Annotated in this window: 18 protein-coding genes and 2 pseudogenes; 10 read left to right on the top strand and 10 right to left on the bottom strand. The window is 70.0% G+C overall.

Annotated features, from left to right (window positions below; genetic code table 11):
• The first annotated feature begins 95 nt into the window (after window positions 1-95).
• Window positions 96-2,195 (top strand): molybdopterin oxidoreductase family protein, encoded by a 2,100-nt coding sequence (locus ABZT93_RS22685; RefSeq protein ID WP_356107125.1) that lies wholly within the window; start codon window positions 96-98, stop codon window positions 2,193-2,195.
• Window positions 2,196-2,203: 8 nt separating this feature from the next.
• On the opposite strand, the pseudogene ABZT93_RS22690 reads toward ABZT93_RS22685, so the two are convergent.
• Window positions 2,204-2,624: pseudogene (locus tag ABZT93_RS22690) on the bottom strand (gamma-glutamylcyclotransferase family protein).
• 131 nt (window positions 2,625-2,755) lie between these two features.
• On the opposite strand from ABZT93_RS22690, the gene ABZT93_RS22695 reads away from it, so the two are divergent.
• Window positions 2,756-4,411: a M4 family metallopeptidase gene (locus ABZT93_RS22695; protein ID WP_356107128.1), complete on the top strand. Its 1,656-nt coding sequence runs from the start codon at window positions 2,756-2,758 to the stop codon at window positions 4,409-4,411.
• A 184-nt stretch (window positions 4,412-4,595) separates the two neighbouring features.
• Here the strand turns inward: ABZT93_RS22695 and ABZT93_RS22700 are convergent, their stop codons facing one another.
• From ABZT93_RS22700 to ABZT93_RS22715, 4 genes are read right to left on the bottom strand one after another with little or no spacing between them, the layout of a single operon-like run.
• On the bottom strand, window positions 4,596-5,027 hold the full coding sequence (locus ABZT93_RS22700; protein WP_356107131.1) for a VOC family protein: 432 nt from the start codon (window positions 5,025-5,027) through the stop codon (window positions 4,596-4,598).
• A gap of 58 nt (window positions 5,028-5,085) precedes the next feature.
• Complete coding sequence (locus ABZT93_RS22705; protein WP_356107134.1) at window positions 5,086-7,206, bottom strand: tetratricopeptide repeat protein; 2,121 nt, start codon at window positions 7,204-7,206, stop codon at window positions 5,086-5,088.
• Window positions 7,207-7,237: 31 nt separating this feature from the next.
• Window positions 7,238-9,589 (bottom strand): FxsB family cyclophane-forming radical SAM/SPASM peptide maturase, encoded by a 2,352-nt coding sequence (locus tag ABZT93_RS22710; protein WP_356107137.1) that lies wholly within the window; start codon window positions 9,587-9,589, stop codon window positions 7,238-7,240.
• Entirely contained in the window at window positions 9,559-9,759 is a 201-nt protein-coding gene (locus ABZT93_RS22715) for a hypothetical protein (RefSeq protein WP_356107140.1), read from the bottom strand. Before ABZT93_RS22715 ends, ABZT93_RS22710 begins: the two co-directional genes overlap by 31 nt.
• A gap of 182 nt (window positions 9,760-9,941) precedes the next feature.
• Between ABZT93_RS22715 and ABZT93_RS22720 the strand changes: the two genes are divergently transcribed.
• Window positions 9,942-10,490 carry a GNAT family protein gene (locus tag ABZT93_RS22720; RefSeq protein WP_356107144.1) on the top strand — a complete coding sequence of 183 codons (549 nt, stop codon included), beginning with the start codon at window positions 9,942-9,944 and terminating at the stop codon, window positions 10,488-10,490.
• A 32-nt stretch (window positions 10,491-10,522) separates the two neighbouring features.
• Here ABZT93_RS22720 and ABZT93_RS22725 read toward each other — a convergent pair whose 3' ends face one another.
• On the bottom strand, window positions 10,523-10,843 hold the full coding sequence (locus tag ABZT93_RS22725) for a hypothetical protein (RefSeq protein WP_356107147.1): 321 nt from the start codon (window positions 10,841-10,843) through the stop codon (window positions 10,523-10,525).
• Between the two features lie 419 nt (window positions 10,844-11,262).
• The gene (locus ABZT93_RS22730; protein ID WP_356107149.1) at window positions 11,263-11,844 is read right to left on the bottom strand and encodes an NAD(P)H-dependent oxidoreductase; all 582 of its coding nucleotides are present in this window, start codon (window positions 11,842-11,844) and stop codon (window positions 11,263-11,265) included.
• Window positions 11,845-12,120: 276 nt separating this feature from the next.
• On the opposite strand from ABZT93_RS22730, the gene ABZT93_RS22735 reads away from it, so the two are divergent.
• Window positions 12,121-12,642, top strand: coding sequence for a hypothetical protein (locus ABZT93_RS22735; protein ID WP_356107152.1), 522 nt, complete (start codon window positions 12,121-12,123; stop codon window positions 12,640-12,642).
• Window positions 12,643-12,753: 111 nt separating this feature from the next.
• Entirely contained in the window at window positions 12,754-13,380 is a 627-nt protein-coding gene (locus tag ABZT93_RS22740; RefSeq protein ID WP_356107155.1) for a class F sortase, read from the top strand.
• On the opposite strand, the gene cpt is transcribed toward ABZT93_RS22740, so the two are convergent.
• Both cpt and ABZT93_RS22750 read right to left on the bottom strand, forming a co-directional pair.
• Window positions 13,364-13,909: a chloramphenicol phosphotransferase CPT gene (gene cpt / locus ABZT93_RS22745; protein WP_356107157.1), complete on the bottom strand. Its 546-nt coding sequence runs from the start codon at window positions 13,907-13,909 to the stop codon at window positions 13,364-13,366. The genes ABZT93_RS22740 and cpt overlap by 17 nt on opposite strands.
• A 14-nt stretch (window positions 13,910-13,923) precedes the next feature.
• Window positions 13,924-14,500 (bottom strand): annotated as a pseudogene (locus ABZT93_RS22750) (TSUP family transporter).
• 218 nt (window positions 14,501-14,718) lie between these two features.
• On the opposite strand from ABZT93_RS22750, the gene ABZT93_RS22755 reads away from it, so the two are divergent.
• The 4 genes from ABZT93_RS22755 (at window position 14,719) to ABZT93_RS22770 (ending at window position 19,633) form a co-directional block, all read left to right on the top strand.
• Window positions 14,719-15,942 carry an FAD-dependent oxidoreductase gene (locus ABZT93_RS22755; RefSeq protein WP_356107160.1) on the top strand — a complete coding sequence of 408 codons (1,224 nt, stop codon included), beginning with the start codon at window positions 14,719-14,721 and terminating at the stop codon, window positions 15,940-15,942.
• Complete coding sequence (gene nirB, locus ABZT93_RS22760) at window positions 15,942-18,545, top strand: nitrite reductase large subunit NirB (RefSeq protein WP_356107163.1); 2,604 nt, start codon at window positions 15,942-15,944, stop codon at window positions 18,543-18,545. Before ABZT93_RS22755 ends, nirB begins: the two co-directional genes overlap by 1 nt.
• Window positions 18,542-18,892, top strand: a complete 351-nt coding sequence (gene nirD, locus ABZT93_RS22765) for a nitrite reductase small subunit NirD (RefSeq protein ID WP_356107166.1) — start codon at window positions 18,542-18,544, stop codon at window positions 18,890-18,892. The genes nirB and nirD overlap by 4 nt, the downstream gene beginning before the upstream one ends.
• Window positions 18,893-18,979: 87 nt before the next feature.
• A complete protein-coding gene (locus ABZT93_RS22770; RefSeq protein WP_356107168.1) occupies window positions 18,980-19,633 on the top strand; it encodes a LysE family translocator in 654 nt (217 codons plus the stop codon).
• 13 nt (window positions 19,634-19,646) lie between these two features.
• Here the strand turns inward: ABZT93_RS22770 and ABZT93_RS22775 are convergent, their stop codons facing one another.
• Window positions 19,647-20,573 (bottom strand): oxidoreductase, encoded by a 927-nt coding sequence (locus ABZT93_RS22775; RefSeq protein ID WP_356107170.1) that lies wholly within the window; start codon window positions 20,571-20,573, stop codon window positions 19,647-19,649.
• Window positions 20,574-20,736: 163 nt separating this feature from the next.
• On the opposite strand from ABZT93_RS22775, the gene ABZT93_RS22780 reads away from it, so the two are divergent.
• Complete coding sequence (locus ABZT93_RS22780; protein WP_356107173.1) at window positions 20,737-21,216, top strand: excalibur calcium-binding domain-containing protein; 480 nt, start codon at window positions 20,737-20,739, stop codon at window positions 21,214-21,216.
• Window positions 21,217-21,302: the final 86 nt, after the last annotated feature.

Raw genomic sequence — 21,302 nt, forward strand, 5'->3', positions numbered from 1 at the left:
CTCACCGCTGCGGGGGGTCACGGGGGAGGTCGCCGTCTTGGGCGCGTAACACGGAGCCGTCCCCGGCGTAACACGGCCGACGCACGCTGAGGAGCATGCCGAACTCCGCGACGCCCACGCACTGCCCGTACTGCGCCCTGCAGTGCGGCATGAACCTGACCCCCGCTCCGGACGGGACCGTCGAGGTGAGCGAGCGCGCGGACTTCCCGGTGAACCGGGGGGCGCTGTGCGGCAAGGGCCGTACGGCGCCCGCGGTGCTCTCGTCCCGGGTGCGCCTGACCTCCCCGTTGGTGCGCTCCGGGGGCACGCTGGTGCCCACCGGCTGGGACGAGGCGCTGGACCGGATCGCCGAGGGGCTGTCCCGCACGCGCACGGAGCATGGTCCGGACGCGTGCGGGGTCTTCGGCGGGGGCGGCCTCACCAACGAGAAGGCGTACACGCTCGGCAAGTTCGCCCGGGTCGTCCTCGGTACCTCGCAGATCGACTACAACGGGCGCTTCTGCATGTCGTCCGCGGCGGCCGGCGGGATGAAGGCATTCGGGCTGGACCGGGGGCTGCCCTTCCCGCTGGAGGACATCCCGAAGTCCGGCTGTGTGATCCTGGTCGGCTCGAACCTCGCCGAGACCATGCCGCCGGCCCTGCGGTTCTTCACCGAACTGCGGGAGAACGGCGGCACATTGATCGTGATCGACCCGCGCCGCACCAAGACCGCCGAGCAGGCCGACCTGCATCTGATGCCCCGGCCGGGCTCGGATCTGGCTCTCGCGCTCGGGCTGCTGCACCTGGTGGTGGCGGAAGGCCGCACGGACGAGGCGTACATCAGCGAGCGTACGGTCGGCTGGGAGGACGCGCGGGCCGCCGCGATGGCCCACTGGCCGGAGTACGTGGAGCGGATCACCGGTGTGCCGGTGCCCCAACTCCGCGAGACCGTGAGGCTGTTCTGTGAACCGGAGTCCGCGATGGTGCTCACCGCGCGCGGGCCCGAGCAGCAGTCCAAGGGCACCGACACCGTGAGCGCGTGGATCAACCTGTGCCTGGCGACCGGGCGGGCGGGACGGCCGTTCAGCGGATACGGCTGTCTGACCGGGCAGGGCAACGGGCAGGGTGGGCGCGAACACGGCCAGAAGGCCGACCAGTTGCCCGGCTACCGCAAGCTGGACGACCCGGCGGCGCGGGCGCATGTCGCCGAGGTGTGGGGCGTGGACCCCGACTCGCTGCCCGGCCCGGGGCGCAGCGCCTACGAGTTGCTGGACGCGCTCGGCACGGACATCAAGTCGCTGCTGCTGATGGGCTCCAACCCGGTGGTGTCGGCGCCGCGTGCCGCGCACATCGAGGAGCGCATCAAGTCCCTCGATTTCCTTGCGGTCTGCGACGTCGTCCTGTCGGAGACGGCGGCCCTCGCGGACGTGGTCCTGCCGGTCACGCAGTGGGCCGAGGAGACGGGCACGACGACCAACCTGGAGGGGCGGGTGCTGCTGCGCCGGAAGGCGATCACCCCGCCGGACGGCATCCGCAGCGACCTGGACGTCATGCACGAACTCGCCGACCGCCTCGGGGTGGAGAAGGGCTTCCCGACCGACCCCGAGGAGGTCTTCGAGGAACTGCGCCGGGCGAGCGCGGGCGGCCCGGCCGACTACTCCGGGATCACCTACCGTCGACTGGCCGAGGAGAACGGGGTGTTCTGGCCGTGCCCGACGCCCGTCAAGGACCCGTCCGCCGCCGACGACGCCCACCCCGGTACCCCCCGTCTCTTCCTGGACCGGTTCGCCCACCCCGACGGCCGGGCCCGCTTCGTCCCCGTCTCGCACCGGGCGATCGCGGAGGAGCCCGACGAGGAGTACCCGGTGCTGCTGACGACCGGGCGGGTGGTGGCCCAGTACCAGTCCGGCGCGCAGACCCGCCGGGTGGACGAGCTGAACGCCGCCGCGCCGGGCCCGTTCGTGGAGCTGCACCCGCGGCTCGCGGAGCGGCTGGGGGCGGCCGAGGGCGATCCGGTGGCCGTGGTCTCACGGCGCGGGCGGGCCGTGGCACCAGCCCGCATCACGCTCGGCATCCGCCCCGACACCGTCTTCATGCCGTTCCACTGGTACGGCGAGGGCCGCGCCAACACCCTCACCAACCCGGCGCTGGACCCGACGTCACGGATGCCGGAGTTCAAGGCGTGCGCGGTGCGACTGGAGACGGTGGAGCGGTAGGGCCCGGCTCACCTGAGCAGCCAGTCGCCGCTCTCGATGAGCTTGCCGCGGGCGCGCAGGCGGGCGGCGACGGGGGGGTGCCGCCACGTAGACCCAGGCGCGCACGGGCGTGCCGTCGGCCGTGCGGATCACCTCGCGGGCGACCCTTTCGTACAGGTTGCGTGGGTCTCCTGGGGTGTACTCCTCCAACTCGTCGAGTACGGCCAGCAGTTCGGTGTATGCGTCGGCCTGCGGGGTGACGAGTTCCCCCATGACCACTCCCCCGGCCTCCTCGACGGCGTACGGGTAGCCGGGGCCGTCGTACAGCAGCGCTCCGGCGAGTCGGCCCGGCTCCTCCGCTCGGATACGGCCGCGCAGGAAGAGGTCGTGGTTGACCTCGCCGGGGCGGAGGGTGCCGTAGACGAAGAACGGGAGTCTCGCAGGGGTCACAGAAACGATTCTCTCCCCTCACACACCTGCACGTGACGCGGTATGGACACGGCTTGTCATGACCTCTTAAATCTTCGACAACGTCCGCGCCACCCCCCACGCGCCCCGTTGGCGCCTTTCAGAGGAGACCGATGAGTCGGATACGGCCGTACGTCCGAGGTGCCCGTTCCCGTCGTCTCGCCACCGCCGGAGTGGCCGCCACCGCCGCCACCCTGCTGGCCGCAGCACTCTCCCCCGCCGCCGGTGCGGCCGACAGACCCACCAGGGCCACCGCGCTCGAGAACGCCGCGTCGATCCTGGCCGACCACGCCTCGACGCTGGGGCTCACCTCCGCCCAGGGCACCAAGGTCCGGGACGTGATCGTCGACCCCGACGGCACCCAGCACGTCCGCTACGACCGTACCTACCGCCAACTGCCCGTACTGGGCGGTGACTTCGTGGTCCATCTGGCGCCGGACGGGGCGTACAAGAGCTCCTCGCGCGCCACGAGGAGCGCGATATCCCTCTCCAGCGTCACCCCGGTCCTGTCCGCGCCGAAGGCCGCCGACCTCGCGGCGAACGCCCTCAAGGCGGCCAACCTCGGCGAGACACTGAAGAAGCTGACGGCCAAGCCCCGACTGGTCGTCGACGCCCTGCACGGGGCGCCGAAGCTGGCCTGGCAGACCGACGCCGCCGCCCAGGACTCCCTCGGCAACCCGGTCGCGCGGACAGTCCTCACGGACGCCCGCACGGGTGCGCAGATCGACGCGTGGGACAGCATCGAGCAGGCGGCCGGCGACGGGAAGTCGCTGTACAGCGGCACGGTTTCGCTGGAGACGACCCAGTCGGGATCGACGTACCAGCTCAAGGACGCGACGCGCGGGAACACGTACACGGGCGACGCGGCCAACAAGACCGACCTGTGCTTCCTGAACATCTGCATCAGCCGGGCGCCCGCGACCCTGTTCACCGACGCGGACAACCACTGGGGCACGGGGGCGACTTCGGACCGGGCCACGGCGGCGGTGGACGCGCAGTACGGCACCGACGTCACCTGGGACTACTACAAGAAGGTCCACGGGCGGAACGGCATCGGCGGGGACGGCAAGGGCTCCTACAACCGCGTCCACTACGGCAACAACTACAACAACGCCTTCTGGGACGACAGTTGCTTCTGCATGACGTACGGCGACGGTGACGGGACGCAGCTCGGCCCGCTGGTCTCGCTCGACGTGGCGGGCCACGAGATGTCGCACGGCGTGACGTCGAAGACGGCGGCGCTGACGTACTCGGGCGAGTCGGGCGGGCTCAACGAGGCGACCTCCGACATCTTCGGGACGCTGGTGGAGTTCTACGCGGGCAACTCCTCGGACGCCGGCGACTATTTGGTCGGCGAGAAGATCGTCCGCTCCGGCTTCGGGCGGGACGCCCTGCGCTACATGGACAAGCCCTCCAAGGACGGCAACTCCGCCGACTCCTGGAGCAGTTCGGTCGGCAACCTGGACGTCCACTACTCCTCCGGCGTCGCCAACCACTTCGCGTACCTGCTGGCGGAGGGCAGCGGCGCCAAGACCATCAACGGCGTCAGCTACAACTCCCCCACCTCCAACGGCTCCACGGTCACCGGCATCGGCCGCGACAAGCTGGGCGCCATCTGGTACCGGGCGCTGACGGTCTACATGACGTCCTCGACGAACTACGCGGGGGCACGGACGGCCACCCTGAACGCGGCGAAGGACCTCTACGGGGCGGGCAGCACCGAGTACAACGCGGTGGCGGCGGCCTGGAGCGCGGTCAACGTGAACTGAGAGCTCGTGCGTGTGACACGGCCGTCCCGGGATCCGGGGCGGCCGTGTCATCGGCTTGGGCTGCCTCGGCACCGGGGAGCCCACGGCGGACACTGGGAGTGGGCGCGGTGCACTACCACCGGGGCGGAAGGAGCCCAGCCCTCACTGCGGTGGGGACGCGGGCGATCGAGGAGGCGCTCGCGGCCTACTGACCGAAGTCCGGGAGGGTGAGCGTGCCGTCCTCCGCCAGGGAGAAGCCCGGGTTGTACGCCACCTCCCAGGCGTGGCCGTCCGGGTCCGTGAAGGCGCTGGAGTAGAAGCCGATCTCGTTCACCGCGGCCGGTTTGGTGACGGTGCCGCCCGCCTGCGCCACGGTCGCGAGGAGGGCGTCGACCTCCGCCTCCGAGCGGACGTTGTGGGCCAGGGTGATCCCGCCGAAGCCGTGCGCCGGTCCCGGCTCCAGTCCGCAGTCCTTCGCGAGTTTCTCCCGGCTCCACAGGACCAGGCCCAGGCCCCCCGCCTGGAAGAAGACCGTCTCCGCGACCTCCTGGCCGCGCCAGCCCAGGGCCTCGTAGAACGCCTTGGAGCGGGCGAGGTCCCGGACGCCCAGCGTGATGAGGGTGATGCGCTGTTCCATGCCCATCACCTCACGGTAGCCCCGCTGACGGGAGTCCGGCGCGACACCTCCTGGGACTTCAACCGTCAGTGTCACTCCGTGGCTCTCGGGGATTCTCCTTGGCCTGGCCGAAGTGCCCTGCGAGAAAGCGCCGGACATCCTCGGCCGTGGGATCGTGGAGAGTGTCGAGGACCTCGGCCGCCTCGACCAGCGCCTCCTGGGCGACAGCTGCCCTGCCGACGGCGGCGAGTAGCCTGCCCAGTGCCACGAGGGAGCGGGCCAGACCCGGCATGTCGCCGACCCTACGCCGTACCAGGACGGCCTGCTCGTACCAGCCGATCGCGTCACTCGTGTGTCCCTGGGTCTTGCAGACGTCACCCAGGCCGTGCAGGGATTTGGCCTCCGCGGACAGATCCACCGTCTCGCGCGCGGCGACGAGGGCCCGCTCGTACTCCGCGTACGCCTGGGCCGGGCGACCCAGGTTCAATTCGAGCGCGCCGATCTCGCTCAGACTGATCGACTCACCGCGACGATCACCGGTCTCCTGACGGATGACCAATGCTTCGCGCTGGCGGTGCAGAGCTTCCTCGTACCGTCCCATGAGACGCAGTGTCCAAGCGACGTTGTAGGTGCTCCGGGCCTCCCACCGTCGGTCGTTGATGTCCTGGCTGACTCGCAACGCTTCGGTGAAGTGCACAAGGGCGTCTTCGTGGCGCTCCAGGTCTGATTCCGCCCCGCCGAGGCAGATCAGGCTCCAGGCTTCCGCCCACCGATCACGCAACCGCCGCGAGGCTTCGACCGCAGTCGTCGACAGTTCGAGTCGGTAGATGTTGTGCCTGCGCGAACGCAGGAAGTAGACCAGTGCCACGGGAAGTTTCCAGGCCACCTCGTCCAGGCCGAGTTCCACAGCCTGTTGCACGGCAGGGACCAGGCTGGACAGTTCCGCGTCGCACCACCGGAGGGCTGCGGCGGGATCGGTGAACAACGCCTTCCCTTGGTACCCCCCACGGTCGAGAGGAACGTGTTGCCGTTCGGGGACAAGGACGCGGTCGGCGGCGTCCGCCATCCGCAGATAGAACGACAGCTCGCGTTTCAGCGCGTGGGCCCGATCCTGCCGGGATTCCTCTGCCGCCGCCTGCTCCCGGGCGTAGTCTCGGAGCAGGTCATGGTAGGCGTATCGCCTTTCTCCTGTTTCCTCAAGCATGTTGACGGCGGTCAGCCTGCGCAGGACGCGCAGCGTGTCGGTCTCGGAAAGGCCCGTCAGGGCGGCGGCGGCCGGTACGGAGAAGTCCGGTCCGGCGTGCAGCGACAGTAGCCGGAAAGCCCTGGCGGTCGCTGGGGGCAGCTGTTCGTACGACCATGAGAACACCGAGCGGACCTCCAATTCCTCGTCCAGTGCGGAAAGCGCTTCGAGCCGATCGTTACCGCTTGTCAGCTCCTCCAGGAGTGTCATGAGACTGGCGTCGGAACTCGCCAGACGTGCCGCCATCCTGACCGTGAGAGGCAGACGGCCGCAGCGCAGCACGAGTTGTGTCGCGCCGTCCGTGTCCCGATGACCGGACAGGCGAGAGAACAGTTCCACCGCATGGGGTGTGTCGAGCGGCCTGACGGGCAGATGTGTCGCCCCGTCCACAGCGGTCAGGCTACTCAGCCGGTTCCTGCTCGTGACGACCGTGAAGCAAACGGGTGATGCCGGGAGCAGTGGCCGCACCTGGTCCGACGAGCCTGCGTTGTCCGCCACCAGCAGCAGTCTTTTCCCGTCGATCAGAGATCTGAAGAGCGCCGACATGGCGCTGAGATCACCGGGCATACGGTCGGCCGGCATTCCCAGGGCCGAGAGGAACCCGTGGAGTACCTCCTCGGGCGGCAACGGAGCAAGGCGATCATAGCCACGGAGATTCACGTACAACTGGCCGTCGGGGAACTGCTGTTTGACCGAATGGGCCCAGAAGACGGCGAGAGCGCTCTTGCCGACGCCCGCGGGGCCCGAAATCAGTACGATCTCGTTCTCGGCCATGGCGAGCTCGCTCAACTGGGCCATGGGGTCAGCCCGGTCCGTGAAGCAGGTCGCGGCTCTGGGGAGCTGCCGCGGGGCCGGGAGGCTGTTCTGGCCATTGTTCACGCCGCCGTAGATCGTCCCGGCCTGGACGACATGCGTGGCCTGCCCGTCGAAGGCGTTGCTCTTGCCGTCTGCGTTCATGCACGTGTCTCCGACGTTCGTGGAATGCAGATCAAGGCGTGGGACGGAGGCGGGGAGCCGCTGGGAGCGGAGACCGGCCGGCCTGACGGTCTATCGCGGCGCGCAGACCGGTGGCGAAGCGGACCCCGGCCGGGGCCAGTGCCCCGGCGGCCACGAGGGCGTCCACGGTGCGGTCTGCCTGCTCATGGTGGTACTGGAACGCCGTCTCGACGTTGATCATCTCCCCGCGAGGAACACCCGCCGGGAGGCAGGCCGAACGCGCTTGCCACAGCTCTGCCAAGGAAACATGGGCGTAGAGGCCATGGAAGGCCTGCCTGATCGGCACGGGACGGACACGGTGCGGCACTTCCACCGGGAGGGAGCTCTCCGCCGTGAAGAACTCATACATGTCCATCAGAGCGGTCAGTTTGGTGCGCTGAAACTCGCGAAGCAGGGTAGCCGCGATGTCGGTGTCGGGTGCTCCGTCGAGCAGCGCCACGCCTGCTGCGCCGAACGCGCGCGGCGTGCCGTACACGGCGGTTCCATGATCTACCGGCGTGGCCCGGAGCGGCACTATCGTCCGCAGCCCCGCGCGCAGCGCCCCCGCGTACTCGGGAATGAGCCGGGACAACTCGTCCGCCGCCTCGCTGAGGGCGCGTCGCCAGGCTTCCCACCGCGGAGGGGAAAGACGGTTCCATGCCGTTCGGTCGTGCCCGAGGCGATAGGGGTCGAGGTCGTCGACGGTAACGGGCAGCGATCCAGCGGTCAGTTGCCTGATCTCGATCCACCCGGCCGGCGGCCGATCGGCTCCCTCGACGGACACGATCGCGGTGGCCCCGTCGCCCGCGACGCGTGACGCCCCCAGGCCAGGCAGATGCACCAGTCCCGCTCGTACGGGGAGGGGCAGCCTGGTGGTGACGCCCGCACGCCAGGCGACAGCGGCGGCGAGACCGGCGATGTGAGCCAGGTCCCTTTCTCGACAACTAGTGCCCTCACGAAGACAACGGACCGCCCAGGTCTGCACAAAGGGGTGACGGAGGACTTCCGCCGTGGCGGCAGGATGGCGGCTGTCCAGTTCGATGAGCAGCTCCCGGCCGATTGCCGCCGCCACCGTCAGGTCCGAACGGCCTGCCGACTGGGCCCCTCCCGCGATGAGCGCCCGCGTCATCGAGAGTTGCACCTCCTGCAGAGCCCTGACCCCGTCCACCGTCCCGGCTCCGTCGGCGAGCGCGTCGAAGGCCCCCTTCGGCAGCTGGTGCATGACCGGAGGGTGACCACCGCCGGGCGAACCGGCCGTCCCTGGCCGAATCGCCGTGACCTCGGACGCCAGGAAACGAAGGTCGGCGCAGTAGACCGAGGGGTTGTCGAACCCGTTTTCCGGCCGATAGCGATGGGCGTACAGACCGCCGCCGCAGATATGAACCACCGGGCATGCGAGGCAGGTCTTGCAGAGGTTCGCATGGCCCTCGTTCCTCGCCGCCATGCCCGGGTGCCCCATCACTTGGTCCAGACTTTGGGTGAAGACGGTCATACCCGTCGTCGGTGCCCCCGGGTAAGCCGTCTTCAGCGAGTCGGCCTGCTCCCACGACCCGTCGGTGTCCACCACGGCGAGAGCGACGGGACGGAGCCCCACCGCCTCGCTGCCACTGGATTCCCCGCGCGATGCGGCGACCAGGGCATCGAACAGACGAATTGGGACGGGTCTGCCATCGGCGAGCCAGCGGGAGTGAATACGGCGCAACCACGCGCCGTAGGGCGCCGGAGTCGACCCGTGGCCGGGCGGCGGGTTGGCCCATGTGGCGTGCGGCAACAGAAAGTTCAGACGCGGCGGGGCCTCTTCGAGTAACGCTTCGTAGACCGCAATCGGATCGTTCTCGAGGTCCACTGTGCAGAGGATGCCGGCGTAGAGATGGCGGAACTCGGGCCGTCGCAGCAGAGCGAGTGCGCGCAGCACCCGCGCATGGCTGCTTCGGCCGTTCGCGTAACGGCGGTGCCGGTCGTTCGACGACCTGTCGCCGTCGAGTGATACACCGACCCGTACGCCATGTTCGTCGAAGAGCCTGCAGAACCGGTCGTTCAACGTGACGCCGTTGGTCTGGATGTGCAGGTCCACCCGGACCGTGTCGTCCAGAACTCCACGTAACGTCTCGATGATGTCCCGCAGACGCGAGACCCCCAGGAGGAGAGGCTCGCCGCCATGGAGGGTGATGCGCACCGCGGGCACTCGATGGGTTCGCGCGTGTTCCGCTATGCGTCTGCCTGTCTGGGCCGCGATCACCGGGGTCATGACCCGCGGCTTGACCCGCCAACTCTGATCAGCGTGTTCGTAGATGTAGCAGTGATCGCAAGCCAGGTCGCAGCCGCCGTGAACCTTCAGAACGAATTGGTCGATGAAGGGACGCACTCTTCCTCGCCGATTTCGGAGTCGAAGGCAGCCATGCGCGCCGGCAGGTCGGGGGTGAGAACGCGAACCCGCAATCCTGCGGCCAGGACGGCGGAATCGGTGAAAAGGCTTGCCAGGGAGACGTGTGTGATGTCGGGAAGCGGGTTCCCGGGAATCTCCGTATCGCTCATGGTCACCTCTTCTGCCTCGCAAGCAAGGCGGGTCCGATCGAGAGTGCACGATCTCGGACAGGAGGAGGGCGGATGTGGTCAGTGCTCGAACGGCCCCCAACTGCAGCAGAATAGCAGCGGGTTGACTCACTGTCTGCGGCACTCTTCGGCTCTTTCCCTGCCGAGGGGCGTAGACTTCACCGGTGAGTTTCGAACCCGATCGGATATCACAGGTCGTACTCCGGCCGGTTGCAGTTGATGATGAGGAACGATTTCTCGAGCTGGCCCGCCTCAGCACCGATCTCCACCATCCGTGGGTGGGACTGGCCCGTACACCCAGCGGCTTCTCGGCCTACCTGTCGAAATCCGATCACGTAAACGCCGTCTGCATGGTTCTCTGCCTCAAGGGGCAGGGCGATCTGGTGGGCATGATCAACATAAAGGACATCGTGCGTGGCCCCTACCAGAAGGGCGTACTGGGGTTCGCCGCGTTCCTGCCCTATGCGGGACAGGGCTACATGTCAGCGGGTGTCGCGCTGGCGGTACATCATGCTTTTGAGCACCTCGAACTGAACCGAGTAGAGGCAGACATTCAGCCCGGGAACGGGGCCTCCCTGAGACTTGTTCAGCGGCTCGGCTTCCGCAGGGAGGGCTTCTCGCCCGGCTTCATCAAGATCGCGGGTGTCTGGCGCGACCACGAACGCTGGGCGATTACCCGGGACATGGAGCTTCCTGTCGTTTTCCGGGAGTGAGGTTCTCAGCGAGGCGGCGACAATGGGCCCGCTCATTCCATCGTCAGGCCGCCGTGGATGTCGCGGGCCTGCACCACGTTCTTGGCCTGTCCCCGGAAGGAGTTGGCGACGCCGTCGCCGGTTGCCTGGTTCCACAGGTTCTGGCACTCCTGACGGAACGCGGGGTCGCGGGTGAACTCCTCGTCCAGTGCCGTCGCAAGCTGCGCCCGGGACTCAGGTACCGCGGGGCGACCCGCGAACCGTTCCCTGATCCGCCGCAAGAGCATGGGGAGAGCGGCACCCGTGGATTCGCCCGCTCCGGTCGCCAGGCCGGTGGCGAGGGCTCCGGCGATGGCAAGGGACAAGGGATCCATAGGCCTGCTCCGCTCGGTGAGTTGTGCCCCGTCCATCATGCAGGCGCGGGAACGGCCAGACCATAGGCCGCCACCTGCGGCGCGGCAGAGCGCCGGACTTCGTACCCGGTAACCGGCGTCGGACCGCGCCCCCGGGTACGACCTCGCCGATCTGCGTCCGGCGCGCGAGCCGACGATCCGCGCACCGCCGTCGTCGCGCCTGCGAGTCGATCCATGGCGAGACACCCGGCGACCGGGCCGGTTCACGCCGGTTCGATACCACCGCCGTGCGGCGTGCGAAGGAGGCCACGGGTTTCTCGCCGGGGAGACCGTCCTGCACGCCGTCCAGCGCGTCGCACGCGTCCAGCACCGCCCGGCGGATCAGGGAGTCAACGATTTCGACGACGATTCGGCGGTCGGGGTGCGCGGCGGGAGACCGTTCACCCTCCGTACGGCATGGCGGCCCTCCCCTCCCTCAGCGCCCGCCCCCACCACACCAGCTGGTCCAGCATCGTCTTCGCCGCGGCGTCCGGGCCCGACGGATCCTTCGGGCGGCCGTCGGCGAAAGAACCCCCCGCGTTGTGGAAGCTCACCGTGTCCCTGACCGTCACCGCGTGGAGTTCGGCGAAGACCTGGCGGAGGTGTTCCACGGCTCGCAGGCCGCCCGAGATGCCGCCGTAGGAGACCAGGGCCACCGGTTTGGCCTGCCACTGCGTGAAGTGCCAGTCGATCAGGTTCTTCAGGCCGGCCGGGTAGGAGTGGTTGTACTCGGGGGTGAGGACCACGAAGGCGTCCGCCGACTCGAGTTTCGGAGTCACCGAGGCGAGGGCGGCGGTCGCCTCGGGGCTCGGCGCCATGGTCATGGGCAGGTCGGTCTCGGCCACGTCCACGATCTGGGGGACCAGGTCGTCGCGGTCGCGGAGACGGTCGAGGAGCCAGTCGGCGACGACGGGGCCGAAACGGCCGTGCCGGTTGCTGCCGATGACCAGGGCGACACGGAGAGGAGCGGTTTCTGTCTGCATGAGGGACAGCCTGATACCTCGACCAAAGTTGAGGTCAAGCGGGGAACTCGGCCACCGGGTCACCCGTTCACACGCGCGCCCTGCGCCCTTCGGGTTCTCTTCGCCGACCTGCCCGCAATACCGCGATGACCTGCTGAAACTCGGCCCGAACCGACCCGGGGCACAGCGATCTGACACCCATTCACCACATTTCTGACGCTCCTTCGGGAAGCGGACCCGGCCCACTGCCACTTACCTCGAAGGCACAGGGACCCACCCGAGAGCTCGAGGAGCACCATGCGCCCCACCTCCCGCCTGCTGACCGGCAGCGCGCTCGCCGTCGCCGCCGCGGGTCTCGTCTGTGCGCCCGCGTACGCCGGGGACACGGACGGGCTCGAGGTGTTCCCGTCCTCCGTGGTGCCGGGCGGCCAGGTCACGGTGAACACGTCCGCCTGCGGGGACGGCGGCACGGCCGCGGGGGACGCCAGCGCGGTGGGCGCGGGCACCTTCACGCTGGCGCCCAGCACGCACGAGGGTGACGCGATCGGGCAGTTCCGGGTGCCGCCGAGCGCGCAGCCGGGGACGTACGAGATCGTCGCGACCTGTGCGGGGGACGGCCGACGGGTGACCGGTGACCTGGTGGTCACACTGACCTCGCAGCGTCAGCCGGTGCATCCCAGAGGAAGTGTGAAGACGGGGGTCGGTGGCGCTCTTGGCCCCGATCCCGGACAGACCGCGGCCGGCGTGGCGGCTCTCGCCGTCGCCGCCGCGGGCGGTACCTGGCTCCTGCATCGCCGGGCGAGAGGCGACGGGATCTGACGGACACCCTCCGCTGTCCGTCCGCCGGTACCGCATCTCCCCTCCCCCTCCGGGTCCGACGCCCCTCGCGGCCCGGAGGGGGGCGGGCAGGCCGTCGAGGAGGAGGTTCCTGTGCGCGACCGCAGCTTCGGCAACACCGTCATAGCGGGCGTCACCGTGATGGCCCTGTGCACCGGCGCGTGGCTGCTGCGCAGCGGCGCCGAGACCCACGCCCCGCCGCAGCCGTCCGCGGCCCAGGCGCACGTGGGAGGGAACGACCCGCGGGCCGCCGTGCCCGCCCTGCCGCCGTCCCCGCCCGACCGCGTCCGTATCCCCGCGATCCATGTGGACGCGCCGCTGATGGGCCTGGCCCTCACGGCGAGCGGCAGCCTCGATGTGCCACCGGCCTCGCGGAAGAACCTCGCCGGCTGGTACGAGGCGGGCACCACTCCCGGTGAGACGGGCACCGCGATCCTCGCCGGGCATGTCGACAACGCCGAAGGACCCGCCGTCTTCTACGACCTCGGCGCCCTCCGGAAGGGCAGCGCGATCGAGGTGGACCGGCGCGACGGAAGCGTCGCGGTGTTCACGGTGGACGCGGTCGAGGTGTACGACGCGAAGGTCTTCCCCGACGAGAAGGTGTACGGGGCCGCGAACAGGCCCGAGCTGCGGGTGATCACCTGCGGCGGGGGCTACTCACGCTCGACCGGTTACCGGGGGAACGTGGTGGTGTTCGCTCATCTCACGGGGGACCGCTGACGACCGCCTCGGCGATGGTGCGCGCGCAGTCCAGGGCCTCGGTGTGGGTGGTGTCGACCTCGATGTCGTAGACCACGCCCTGGTGGACGAGTTCCGCCTGCTTCTCGGCCATCCCCCGCGACCGGTCGCCCCGGACGATCTCCCGGCCCGCGGCCACCTCCGCGTCGCACCGGACGCCGACCCACAGCACGTCCAGTCCGTCCAGCGACTTCCGCCACCGTTCCTGCGAGTGCGCGCCGCCCAGGAACACGTCGTCGACGATCACCCGGGCGCCCGCCCAGGCCGTCGCGGCGACCCCGGCCCGCCAGGCCGCCTCCAGCCGCGTGAACTCCTGACCCACGCTCACTCCGCCGTCCGCCGCGAACTCGATGCCCGAGCCGGAGGACTGGAGCGAGGCCGGCATCGACTCGACGAACCCGTCGATCCCGAAGGCCAGCCACGGGTCCGGCAGGACCGCCTGCAGACAGCGCACGATTCCGGACTTGCCGGAGCTGGAACCGCCGTTGAGCACGAGCACCTGTGTCGTCACCGCGCCACCGTAGGTCAGGCGAGCCACTGTTCGTACGCAATATTCGCGACCAGGGCGAAGACCACGAACAGCAGGACGACCCGCACGAACCCGCTGCCCTTCTTCAGCGCCGTGTGCGCGCCCAGCATGCCGCCCGCGAGGTTAAGAGGGCCATCAGGGCGGCGAGCTGCCACAGGACGGTGCCCTGCCAGGCGAACATCGCGCGTGCTCCGGCATCGGTACGCCGGTCACCAGGTCGAGGTGGAGGACGGCGGTGCAGGCGAGGACGAGGAACGTGCCGGTGCCGGGGCCGATCAGACCGTCGTAGAACGCAGGCCGCCGGATGATGAAGGCGGCGACGCCGATGCGGACGGCCAGCCGTTCGTCGACGGGGGCCTTCCGGGCGTACGTCACCGCGGCCCCCGAGGTGCCGACAATGGCGACCGCCTTGTCGGTGCCGAGCGCGTACGCGGCCGGGGTGCCGGCCGGCAGGCCGAGCAGCAGGACCGGCAGCGGAAAAAGCCCTCCGCCGCCGACCACGGCGTCGATCCAGCCGGCCGCGAAGGCGGTGAGGCACAGGACGACGACCATGGTCAGCGATATGTCGGGCATGATCGCGGTCCTGAGGGACGGGTCCTTGCAGGTTGCACCCAGCTGGGCGGTGTCCGGGGAAGCCCCTGGGCGATGCTCCGGGACGGCGTCCTCACAGCGCACCCCCGGCGCCCACTCCCAACCCTCACACCTGCCCCCGGCCCCTGCTGAGGGCAGCGTTCCTCGCGGGAAACAGAGGTGATGCGGTCGGGTAACACCCGCAACGCACGCTCCTAGACATGACCTCGAATACGCGTGTGGTGGTGATCGGCGCCGGGCTCGCGGGCGTCCGGCTCGCCCGGCGGCTCGGAGAGCTCGGCACGCCCGTGACGCTGATCGGCGAGGAGGAGCACCGCCCGTACAACCGGGTGCTCCTCGCCGAGGTGCTGGCGGGACGGTACACCCCGGACGTGATCGCGCTTCCGGCACCGGCCGCGCTGACCCGTGCGCGGGTCCTGGGGATCGACCGCGAGGCGCGGACCGTCGAGTGCGCGGACGGTTCGAAGATCGCATACGACCGGCTGGTTCTGGCCACCGGCTCGAACCCGGTACTGCCGCCGCTGCGCGGTCTGTTCACCCCCGACCACGAGCTGCCGGAGGGCGTCCACGCCTTCCGCACCATGGACGACTGCCTGGGTCTTTCCAAGGCGGTCCGGCCCGGAGTGAAGGCGGTCGTGATCGGCGGCGGACTCCTCGGGGTCTCCGCGGCCCGCGCGCTCGCCCAGCGTGGCGCCCAGGTCATGCTGGCCCAGCAGTCCGAGCGACTGATGGAGCGCCAGCTCGACCCGAGCGCGTCCAAGCTCGTCCGGCGCCACCTGGGGGACCTCGGCGTCGAGGTCCACACCGATCTGCGCGTCCGTGACGTGCGCTGCGTGGGCGGCGCGGTCCGCTCGGTCGAGATGGCCGACGGATACGCCCTCGACGCCGAGATCGTGGTCCTGGCCTGCGGGGTCCACCCCCGTGTCGGCCTCGCGCAGACCGCGGGTCTCGAAGTCCGCAAGGGAATCGTCGTGGACGACGAACTGCGCACGTCCGACCCGCACATCCACGCCATCGGCGACTGCGCCCAGCACGACGGCAACGTCTACGGGCTCGCCACCCCGGCGCTCGAACAGGCCGACGTACTCGCCGAGTTGCTGGCGGTCGGCTCGGGAAACCAAGGCGCCCGCTACACCGGCACCCGTTCGCTGACCCGGCTCACGCTCGCCGGACAGACCGCCTTCGACCTGGCCGCGTTCGGCGAGACCGAGGCACTCCCGGGCGACGACGTCGTCCAGCTCGCGGACGCCACCCGCGGCACCTACCGCAAGGTCGTCGTCCGCGACGACCGCCTGGTCGGCGGGGTTCTCGTCGGCGAACTCGGCACCGTCGGCGCGCTCGCCCGCGCCTGGGAGGGAGCAGAGCCGCTCCCCTCCGACGGCGGCCCGCTGCTCCACCTGCTCACCAACGATGGAGGCTCCTGATGACCGCCACCCCGGAGGCCACGGAGGCCACCCCCACGATCGTGCTCGTCGGCCACGGCATGGTCGGCCAGCGCTTCCTGGAGGCGCTCGGCGAGCGCGGCCTGACCGCCACGCACCGCGTGGTCGTGCTCTGCGAGGAGCCGCGCCCCGCGTATGACCGCGTCGCGCTCACCTCGTACTTCTCGGGCAAGACGCCCGAGGAACTCTCCGTGACGGACATGGAGTTCATCGACACGCACGGCATCGAGCTGTACGTCGGCGACCCGGCCGTCGCCGTCGACCGCGACGCGAAGAAGGTCACCGCGAAGTCCGGGCAGGTCTTCGAGTACGAGACCCTCGTACTCGCCACCGGCTCCTACCCGTTCGTGCCGCCGGTCCCCAACAAGGACGCCCAGGGCTGTTTCGTCTACCGCACGATCGAGGACCTCCTCGCCATCGAGGAGTACGCGAAGACCCGCACCACCGGTGCCGTGGTCGGCGGCGGTCTGCTCGGTCTGGAGGCGGCCGGTGCGCTGAAGGGTCTCGGACTGACCTCCCACATCGTGGAGTTCGCGCCGCGGCTGATGCCGGTGCAGGTCGACGAGGGCGGCGGCGCGGCCCTCCTGCGCACCATCGAGGACATGGGCCTGAGCGTCCACACAGGCGTCGGTACGCAGGAGATCGTGGTCGACGAGACCGGTGCCGTCACTGGTATGAAGCTCTCCGACGGCTCCGAACTCGCCACCGACCTCGTGGTGTTCAGCGCCGGTGTCCGCCCCCGCGACCAGCTCGCCCGCGACTGCGGACTGACGGTCGGCGAGCGCGGCGGCATCGCGGTCGACGAGCAGTGCCGTACGGTCGCCGACCCGCACGTGTTCGCGATCGGCGAGTGCGCCCTGGCCGCCGACGGCCGGGTGTACGGCCTGGTGGCCCCCGGTTACGAGCAGGCCGAGACGGCTGCCGCGACGATCGCCGAGGACGAGGCGGAGTTCACCGGCGCCGACCTGTCCACCAAGCTGAAACTGCTCGGCGTGGACGTCGCCTCCTTCGGTGACGCGCACGGCGCCACCGCGGACTGCCTGGACGTCGTCTACTCCGACTCCCGCGCGGGCCTGTACAAGAAGCTGGTCATCGGCCGCGACGGCACGCTGCTCGGCGGCATCCTGGTCGGCGACGCGGAGGCGTACGGCACGCTGAAGGCGTTCACCGGTTCGGTCCCGCCGGTCAAGCCCGAGTCGCTGGTGCTGCCGGCCGGTGCCGGCGAGTCCGTCCAGCTCGGCCCGACCGCGCTGCCGGACGACGCGATCATCTGCTCCTGCAACAACGTCCGCAAGGGCACGATCCGCGGAGCGGTAACCGAGCACAACTGCACCACCGTGCCCGAGGTGAAGAAGTGCACCAAGGCCGGTACGACGTGCGGCAGTTGCGTCAAGGTGCTCGGCCAGCTGGTCACCGCGGAGCTGGAGGCGTCCGGCGTCGAGGTCGACAAGGGCCTGTGCGGCTGCTTCTCGCAGACCCGCGAGGAGCTGTACGAGATCGTCCTCGCTCTGCGCATCAACACCTACCAGGACCTGCTGGACCGCTACGGCCGCGACGGCGCCAAGGGCGGCGACGGCTGCGAGATCTGCAAGCCGGCGGTCGGCTCGATCATCGCCTCCCTCGCCCCGACCATCGGCGCGAGCGGCTATGTCCTGGACGGCGAGCAGGCCTCCCTCCAGGACTCCAACGACCACTTCCTCGCCAACATCCAGAAGAACGGCTCCTACTCGGTCGTCCCCCGCATCCCCGGCGGTGAGATCACCCCCGAGGGCCTCATCGTGATCGGTGAGATCGCCCGTGACTTCGGCCTCTACACGAAGATCACCGGCGGCCAGCGGATCGACATGTTCGGCGCCCGCGTCGAACAACTCCCCCTCATCTGGACCCGGTTGGTGGACGCCGGCTTCGAGTCCGGGCACGCCTACGGCAAGTCCCTGCGCACGGTGAAGTCCTGCGTCGGCCAGACCTGGTGCCGCTACGGCGTCCAGGACTCGGTCCGCATGGCGATCGACCTGGAGCTGCGCTACCGGGGCCTGAGGTCGCCGCACAAGCTGAAGTCGGCGGTGTCGGGCTGCGCCCGCGAGTGCGCCGAGGCCCAGTCGAAGGACTTCGGCGTGATCGCCACCTCCAACGGCTGGAACCTCTACGTCGGCGGCAACGGCGGCGCGACCCCGCGCCACGCGGACCTGCTCGCCCAGGACCTCACCGACGCCGAACTGATCAAGCTGATCGACCGGTTCCTGATGTTCTACATCCGCACCGCGGACCGCCTGGAGCGCACCTCGACCTGGCTGGAGCGCATCCCCGGCGGCCTGGACCACGTCCGTGACGTGGTCGTGGAGGACTCCCTCGGCATCTGCGAGGAGCTGGAGTCCCTGATGACGGCCCACGTGGCGCACTACGCCGACGAGTGGGCGACCACCATCAACGACCCCGAGAAGCTCTCCCGGTTCGTGTCCTTCGTGAACGCCCCCGACACCCCCGACCCGGTCGTCGGCTTCGTCCCCGAGCGCGAGCAGATCAAGCCCGACCTGCCGCTGCTGACCATCGGCCACCGTCCCCTGGAAGGAAGCGCCCAGCGATGACCCTGGCACCCGAGACCACCGACCTGAAGGTCGAACTCCAGCTGGACGGCGACTGGTTCGCGGTCTGCGAGCTGTCCCGGCTGCTCCCCGGCCGGGGAGTGGCGGCCCTGCTGCCCGACGGCCGTCAGGCCGCCCTGTTCCGCGACCGCGCCGGCAACCTGTACGCCGTCGACAACCGCGACCCCTTCGGCGGGGCGGCGGTCCTCTCCCGCGGCCTGACCGGCACCCACCAGGGACGGCCGTTCGTGGCCTCGCCGCTGCTGAAGCAGCGGTTCGACCTGGAGACCGGGCAGTGCCTGGACGACGAGTCGGTACGGATCACGACGTACGAGGTACGGGCGGCGTAACGAGCGCGCCGACCGCGCGAAGGACAGCGGGGCGACGGCCTGATAATCCGCTGGAGCGGCGAAAGGGCCCCGTGCTTGCATGGGGGCATGGTGCCCACCGACCGTCTCCTCGCCTTCGCGGCCATGTCGTTCCTGCTGATCGTGGTCCCCGGACCCAGCGTGCTGTTCGTGATCGGCCGGGCGCTCGCCCAGGGTCGGCGTGCCGCCCTGACCACGGTGGCGGGAAACACGGTCGGTGCCTACGTCCTGGTCCTCGCCGTGGCGTTCGGGGTCGGCTCGATCGTGGAGCGCTCGGTGCTGGTCTTCACCACGCTCAAGCTCGCCGGTGCCGCCTACCTGGTGTATCTGGGCGTCAAGGCGTGGCGCGGGCGCGGGTCGCTGCGCGCGGCGTTCGCCGGGGACGTGACGGCGGCTGCCGCGGCGGGACACGGCGGTCTGCGCACGTTCTGGGAGGGGTTCGCGGTCGGTGTCACCAACCCCAAGACCATCGTGTTCTTCGCCGCCGTACTGCCGCAGTTCGTGGACCGCGGCCAGGGCCAGGTGGCCGCGCAGATGCTGCTGCTCGGGCTGGTGTTCAACGTCATCGCGCTGGTCTCCGACGCCGTGTGGGGGCTGGTCGCGGCGACCGCGCGGGGCTGGTTCGCCCGCTCTCCGCGCCGCCTCTCCGCGGTGGGCGGGGTCGGCGGATTGACCATGATCGGCCTCGGAGTGACGGTGGCGGTGACGGGCCGGAAGGACTGAGGGCTCAGAGGGCTCAGACCTTCAGGGCGTCGTACGCCACTCCCGTGAGTTCCTCCGAGGCGGCCCAAAGGAGTGGGGCCGCCCTGTCGTCGCGGGTCCAGGGGGCCCGCCAGGAGGGGGCCGGGGAACCGCGCCACCCTGCCAGGGACGGGCCGGTGAAGGAGTCGGGCGGTACGTCGGGGGAGGTGGCCGCGTACAGGGTGGGGAGGGCGCCGGCGTCGGCGGACTGGGCGAAGAAACGGTTGCCGATCCGCATGAAGCGTTCCGTCGCCCTGCGGCCTGACATCTTCGGGCCCGCCGTCTGGAGGTTGGTGGCCGCGTACCCCGGGTGCGCCGCCGCCGCGACCACATCCGAGCCGTGGGCCGCCAGCCTGCGGGCCAGTTCGTGGACGAAGAGGAGGTTGGCGGTCTTGGAGCGGGCGTAGGCGACCCAACGGCGGTAGCGGCGCTCGCTGTTGAGGTCGTCGATGTCGATGTTGGCCAGCGCGTGCGCCGGACTGGAGACGGTCACGACGCGGGCGGCGGGTGTCTCGAGAAGCGTGGGCAGCAGCAGACCGGTCAGCGCGAAGTGGCCCAGGTGGTTCGTGCCGAACTGCGTCTCGAAGCCGTCCGCCGTGGTGCCGTACGGCAGTGCCATCACGCCGGCGTTGTTGATCAGCAGGTCGAGACGGTCGTAGGGATACGCCTCCGCGAACTCCCGTACGGAGGACAGGTCCCCGAGATCCAGGCGGGCGAACCGCACCTCAGCGCCCGGCACTTCGGCGACCAGCCGCTCCCCGGCGCCGGCACCGCGCACCTCGCTGCGACAGGCGAGCAGCACGCGGGCGCCCCTACGGGCCAGCTCCCGTGCGGTGACGTACCCGATCCCACTGTTGGCCCCGGTGACGACGGCGACGCGTCCGCTCTGATCGGGGACGTCCTCGGCACTCCAGCCCGACATGGCCGGCTCCCTCCGCAGACGGGGTGGGGTCCAGCCTACGAGTGCGGCAGGCCGGATGTAACGCCGCATGACATGCAATGGTCACGAATCAAACACTTCACCTCCACAATTGCGACACCCGCAATACGGTCATCCCCTCACGTAACACCTCCAGGGGGACGACATGGCCAACCCGTACAACACCCAGCCCACGCCGCCGTGGCAGCCGTCACCGCCGTCCGCTTCCCGGCCCGCCCCCAAGTGGGCCCGCAAGCGGTACGTCCTGCCCGCCCTCGCGCTCGCCCTCTTCCTCGGCGTCGGCATAGGTGCCGGCGACCAGGACAGGACGACGAACGACGCGAAGCCGGCCGCGGCCAAACCGCAGCCGACGGTGACCGTGACGGCGACAGCGACGGCCACCGCGACCCCGGAGCCGGAACCCGCGGTCACGGTGACCGCCACGAAGACGGTCAAGGTCACCAGGACGGTCACGGCACAGCCCGAGGCGGACACCGGCTCCGGGGCCGACCCGGGTTCCGACAGCGTCTATTACGCCAACTGTTCCGAGGCCCGAGCCGCCGGTGCCGCGCCGATCCACCGCGGTGAACCGGGGTACGCCTCCCACCTGGACCGGGACGACGACGGGGTGGCCTGCGACAGCTGAGCCGCAGGCGAGAGGGCGGCACCCCCGCACAAGGGTGCCGCCCTCTCGTCGTGACCCGGAACCGCCGCCCATCGGATGAGGGTCGG

It is taken from the genome of Streptomyces sp. NPDC005303 (assembly GCF_040607335.1).
Taxonomy (GTDB): Bacteria; Actinomycetota; Actinomycetes; order Streptomycetales; family Streptomycetaceae; genus Streptomyces.

What these genes read in the sequence shown, in the direction of transcription:
- ABZT93_RS22700 (WP_356107131.1), bottom strand. Translation starts at nt 5,027, where the DNA reads ATGGAACAGCGCATCACCCTCATCACGCTGGGCGTCCGGGACCTCGCC.
- ABZT93_RS22725 (WP_356107147.1), bottom strand. Translation starts at nt 10,843, where the DNA reads ATGGATCCCTTGTCCCTTGCCATCGCCGGAGCCCTCGCCACCGGCCTG.
- ABZT93_RS22780 (WP_356107173.1), top strand. Translation starts at nt 20,737, where the DNA reads ATGGCCAACCCGTACAACACCCAGCCCACGCCGCCGTGGCAGCCGTCA.
- nirD (WP_356107166.1), top strand. Translation starts at nt 18,542, where the DNA reads ATGACCCTGGCACCCGAGACCACCGACCTGAAGGTCGAACTCCAGCTG.
- ABZT93_RS22755 (WP_356107160.1), top strand. Translation starts at nt 14,719, where the DNA reads ATGACCTCGAATACGCGTGTGGTGGTGATCGGCGCCGGGCTCGCGGGC.
- ABZT93_RS22730 (WP_356107149.1), bottom strand. Translation starts at nt 11,844, where the DNA reads ATGCAGACAGAAACCGCTCCTCTCCGTGTCGCCCTGGTCATCGGCAGC.
- ABZT93_RS22685 (WP_356107125.1), top strand. Translation starts at nt 96, where the DNA reads ATGCCGAACTCCGCGACGCCCACGCACTGCCCGTACTGCGCCCTGCAG.
- ABZT93_RS22715 (WP_356107140.1), bottom strand. Translation starts at nt 9,759, where the DNA reads ATGAGCGATACGGAGATTCCCGGGAACCCGCTTCCCGACATCACACAC.
- nirB (WP_356107163.1), top strand. Translation starts at nt 15,942, where the DNA reads ATGACCGCCACCCCGGAGGCCACGGAGGCCACCCCCACGATCGTGCTC.
- ABZT93_RS22695 (WP_356107128.1), top strand. Translation starts at nt 2,756, where the DNA reads ATGAGTCGGATACGGCCGTACGTCCGAGGTGCCCGTTCCCGTCGTCTC.
- ABZT93_RS22775 (WP_356107170.1), bottom strand. Translation starts at nt 20,573, where the DNA reads ATGTCGGGCTGGAGTGCCGAGGACGTCCCCGATCAGAGCGGACGCGTC.
- ABZT93_RS22770 (WP_356107168.1), top strand. Translation starts at nt 18,980, where the DNA reads ATGGTGCCCACCGACCGTCTCCTCGCCTTCGCGGCCATGTCGTTCCTG.
- ABZT93_RS22735 (WP_356107152.1), top strand. Translation starts at nt 12,121, where the DNA reads ATGCGCCCCACCTCCCGCCTGCTGACCGGCAGCGCGCTCGCCGTCGCC.
- ABZT93_RS22705 (WP_356107134.1), bottom strand. Translation starts at nt 7,206, where the DNA reads ATGAACGCAGACGGCAAGAGCAACGCCTTCGACGGGCAGGCCACGCAT.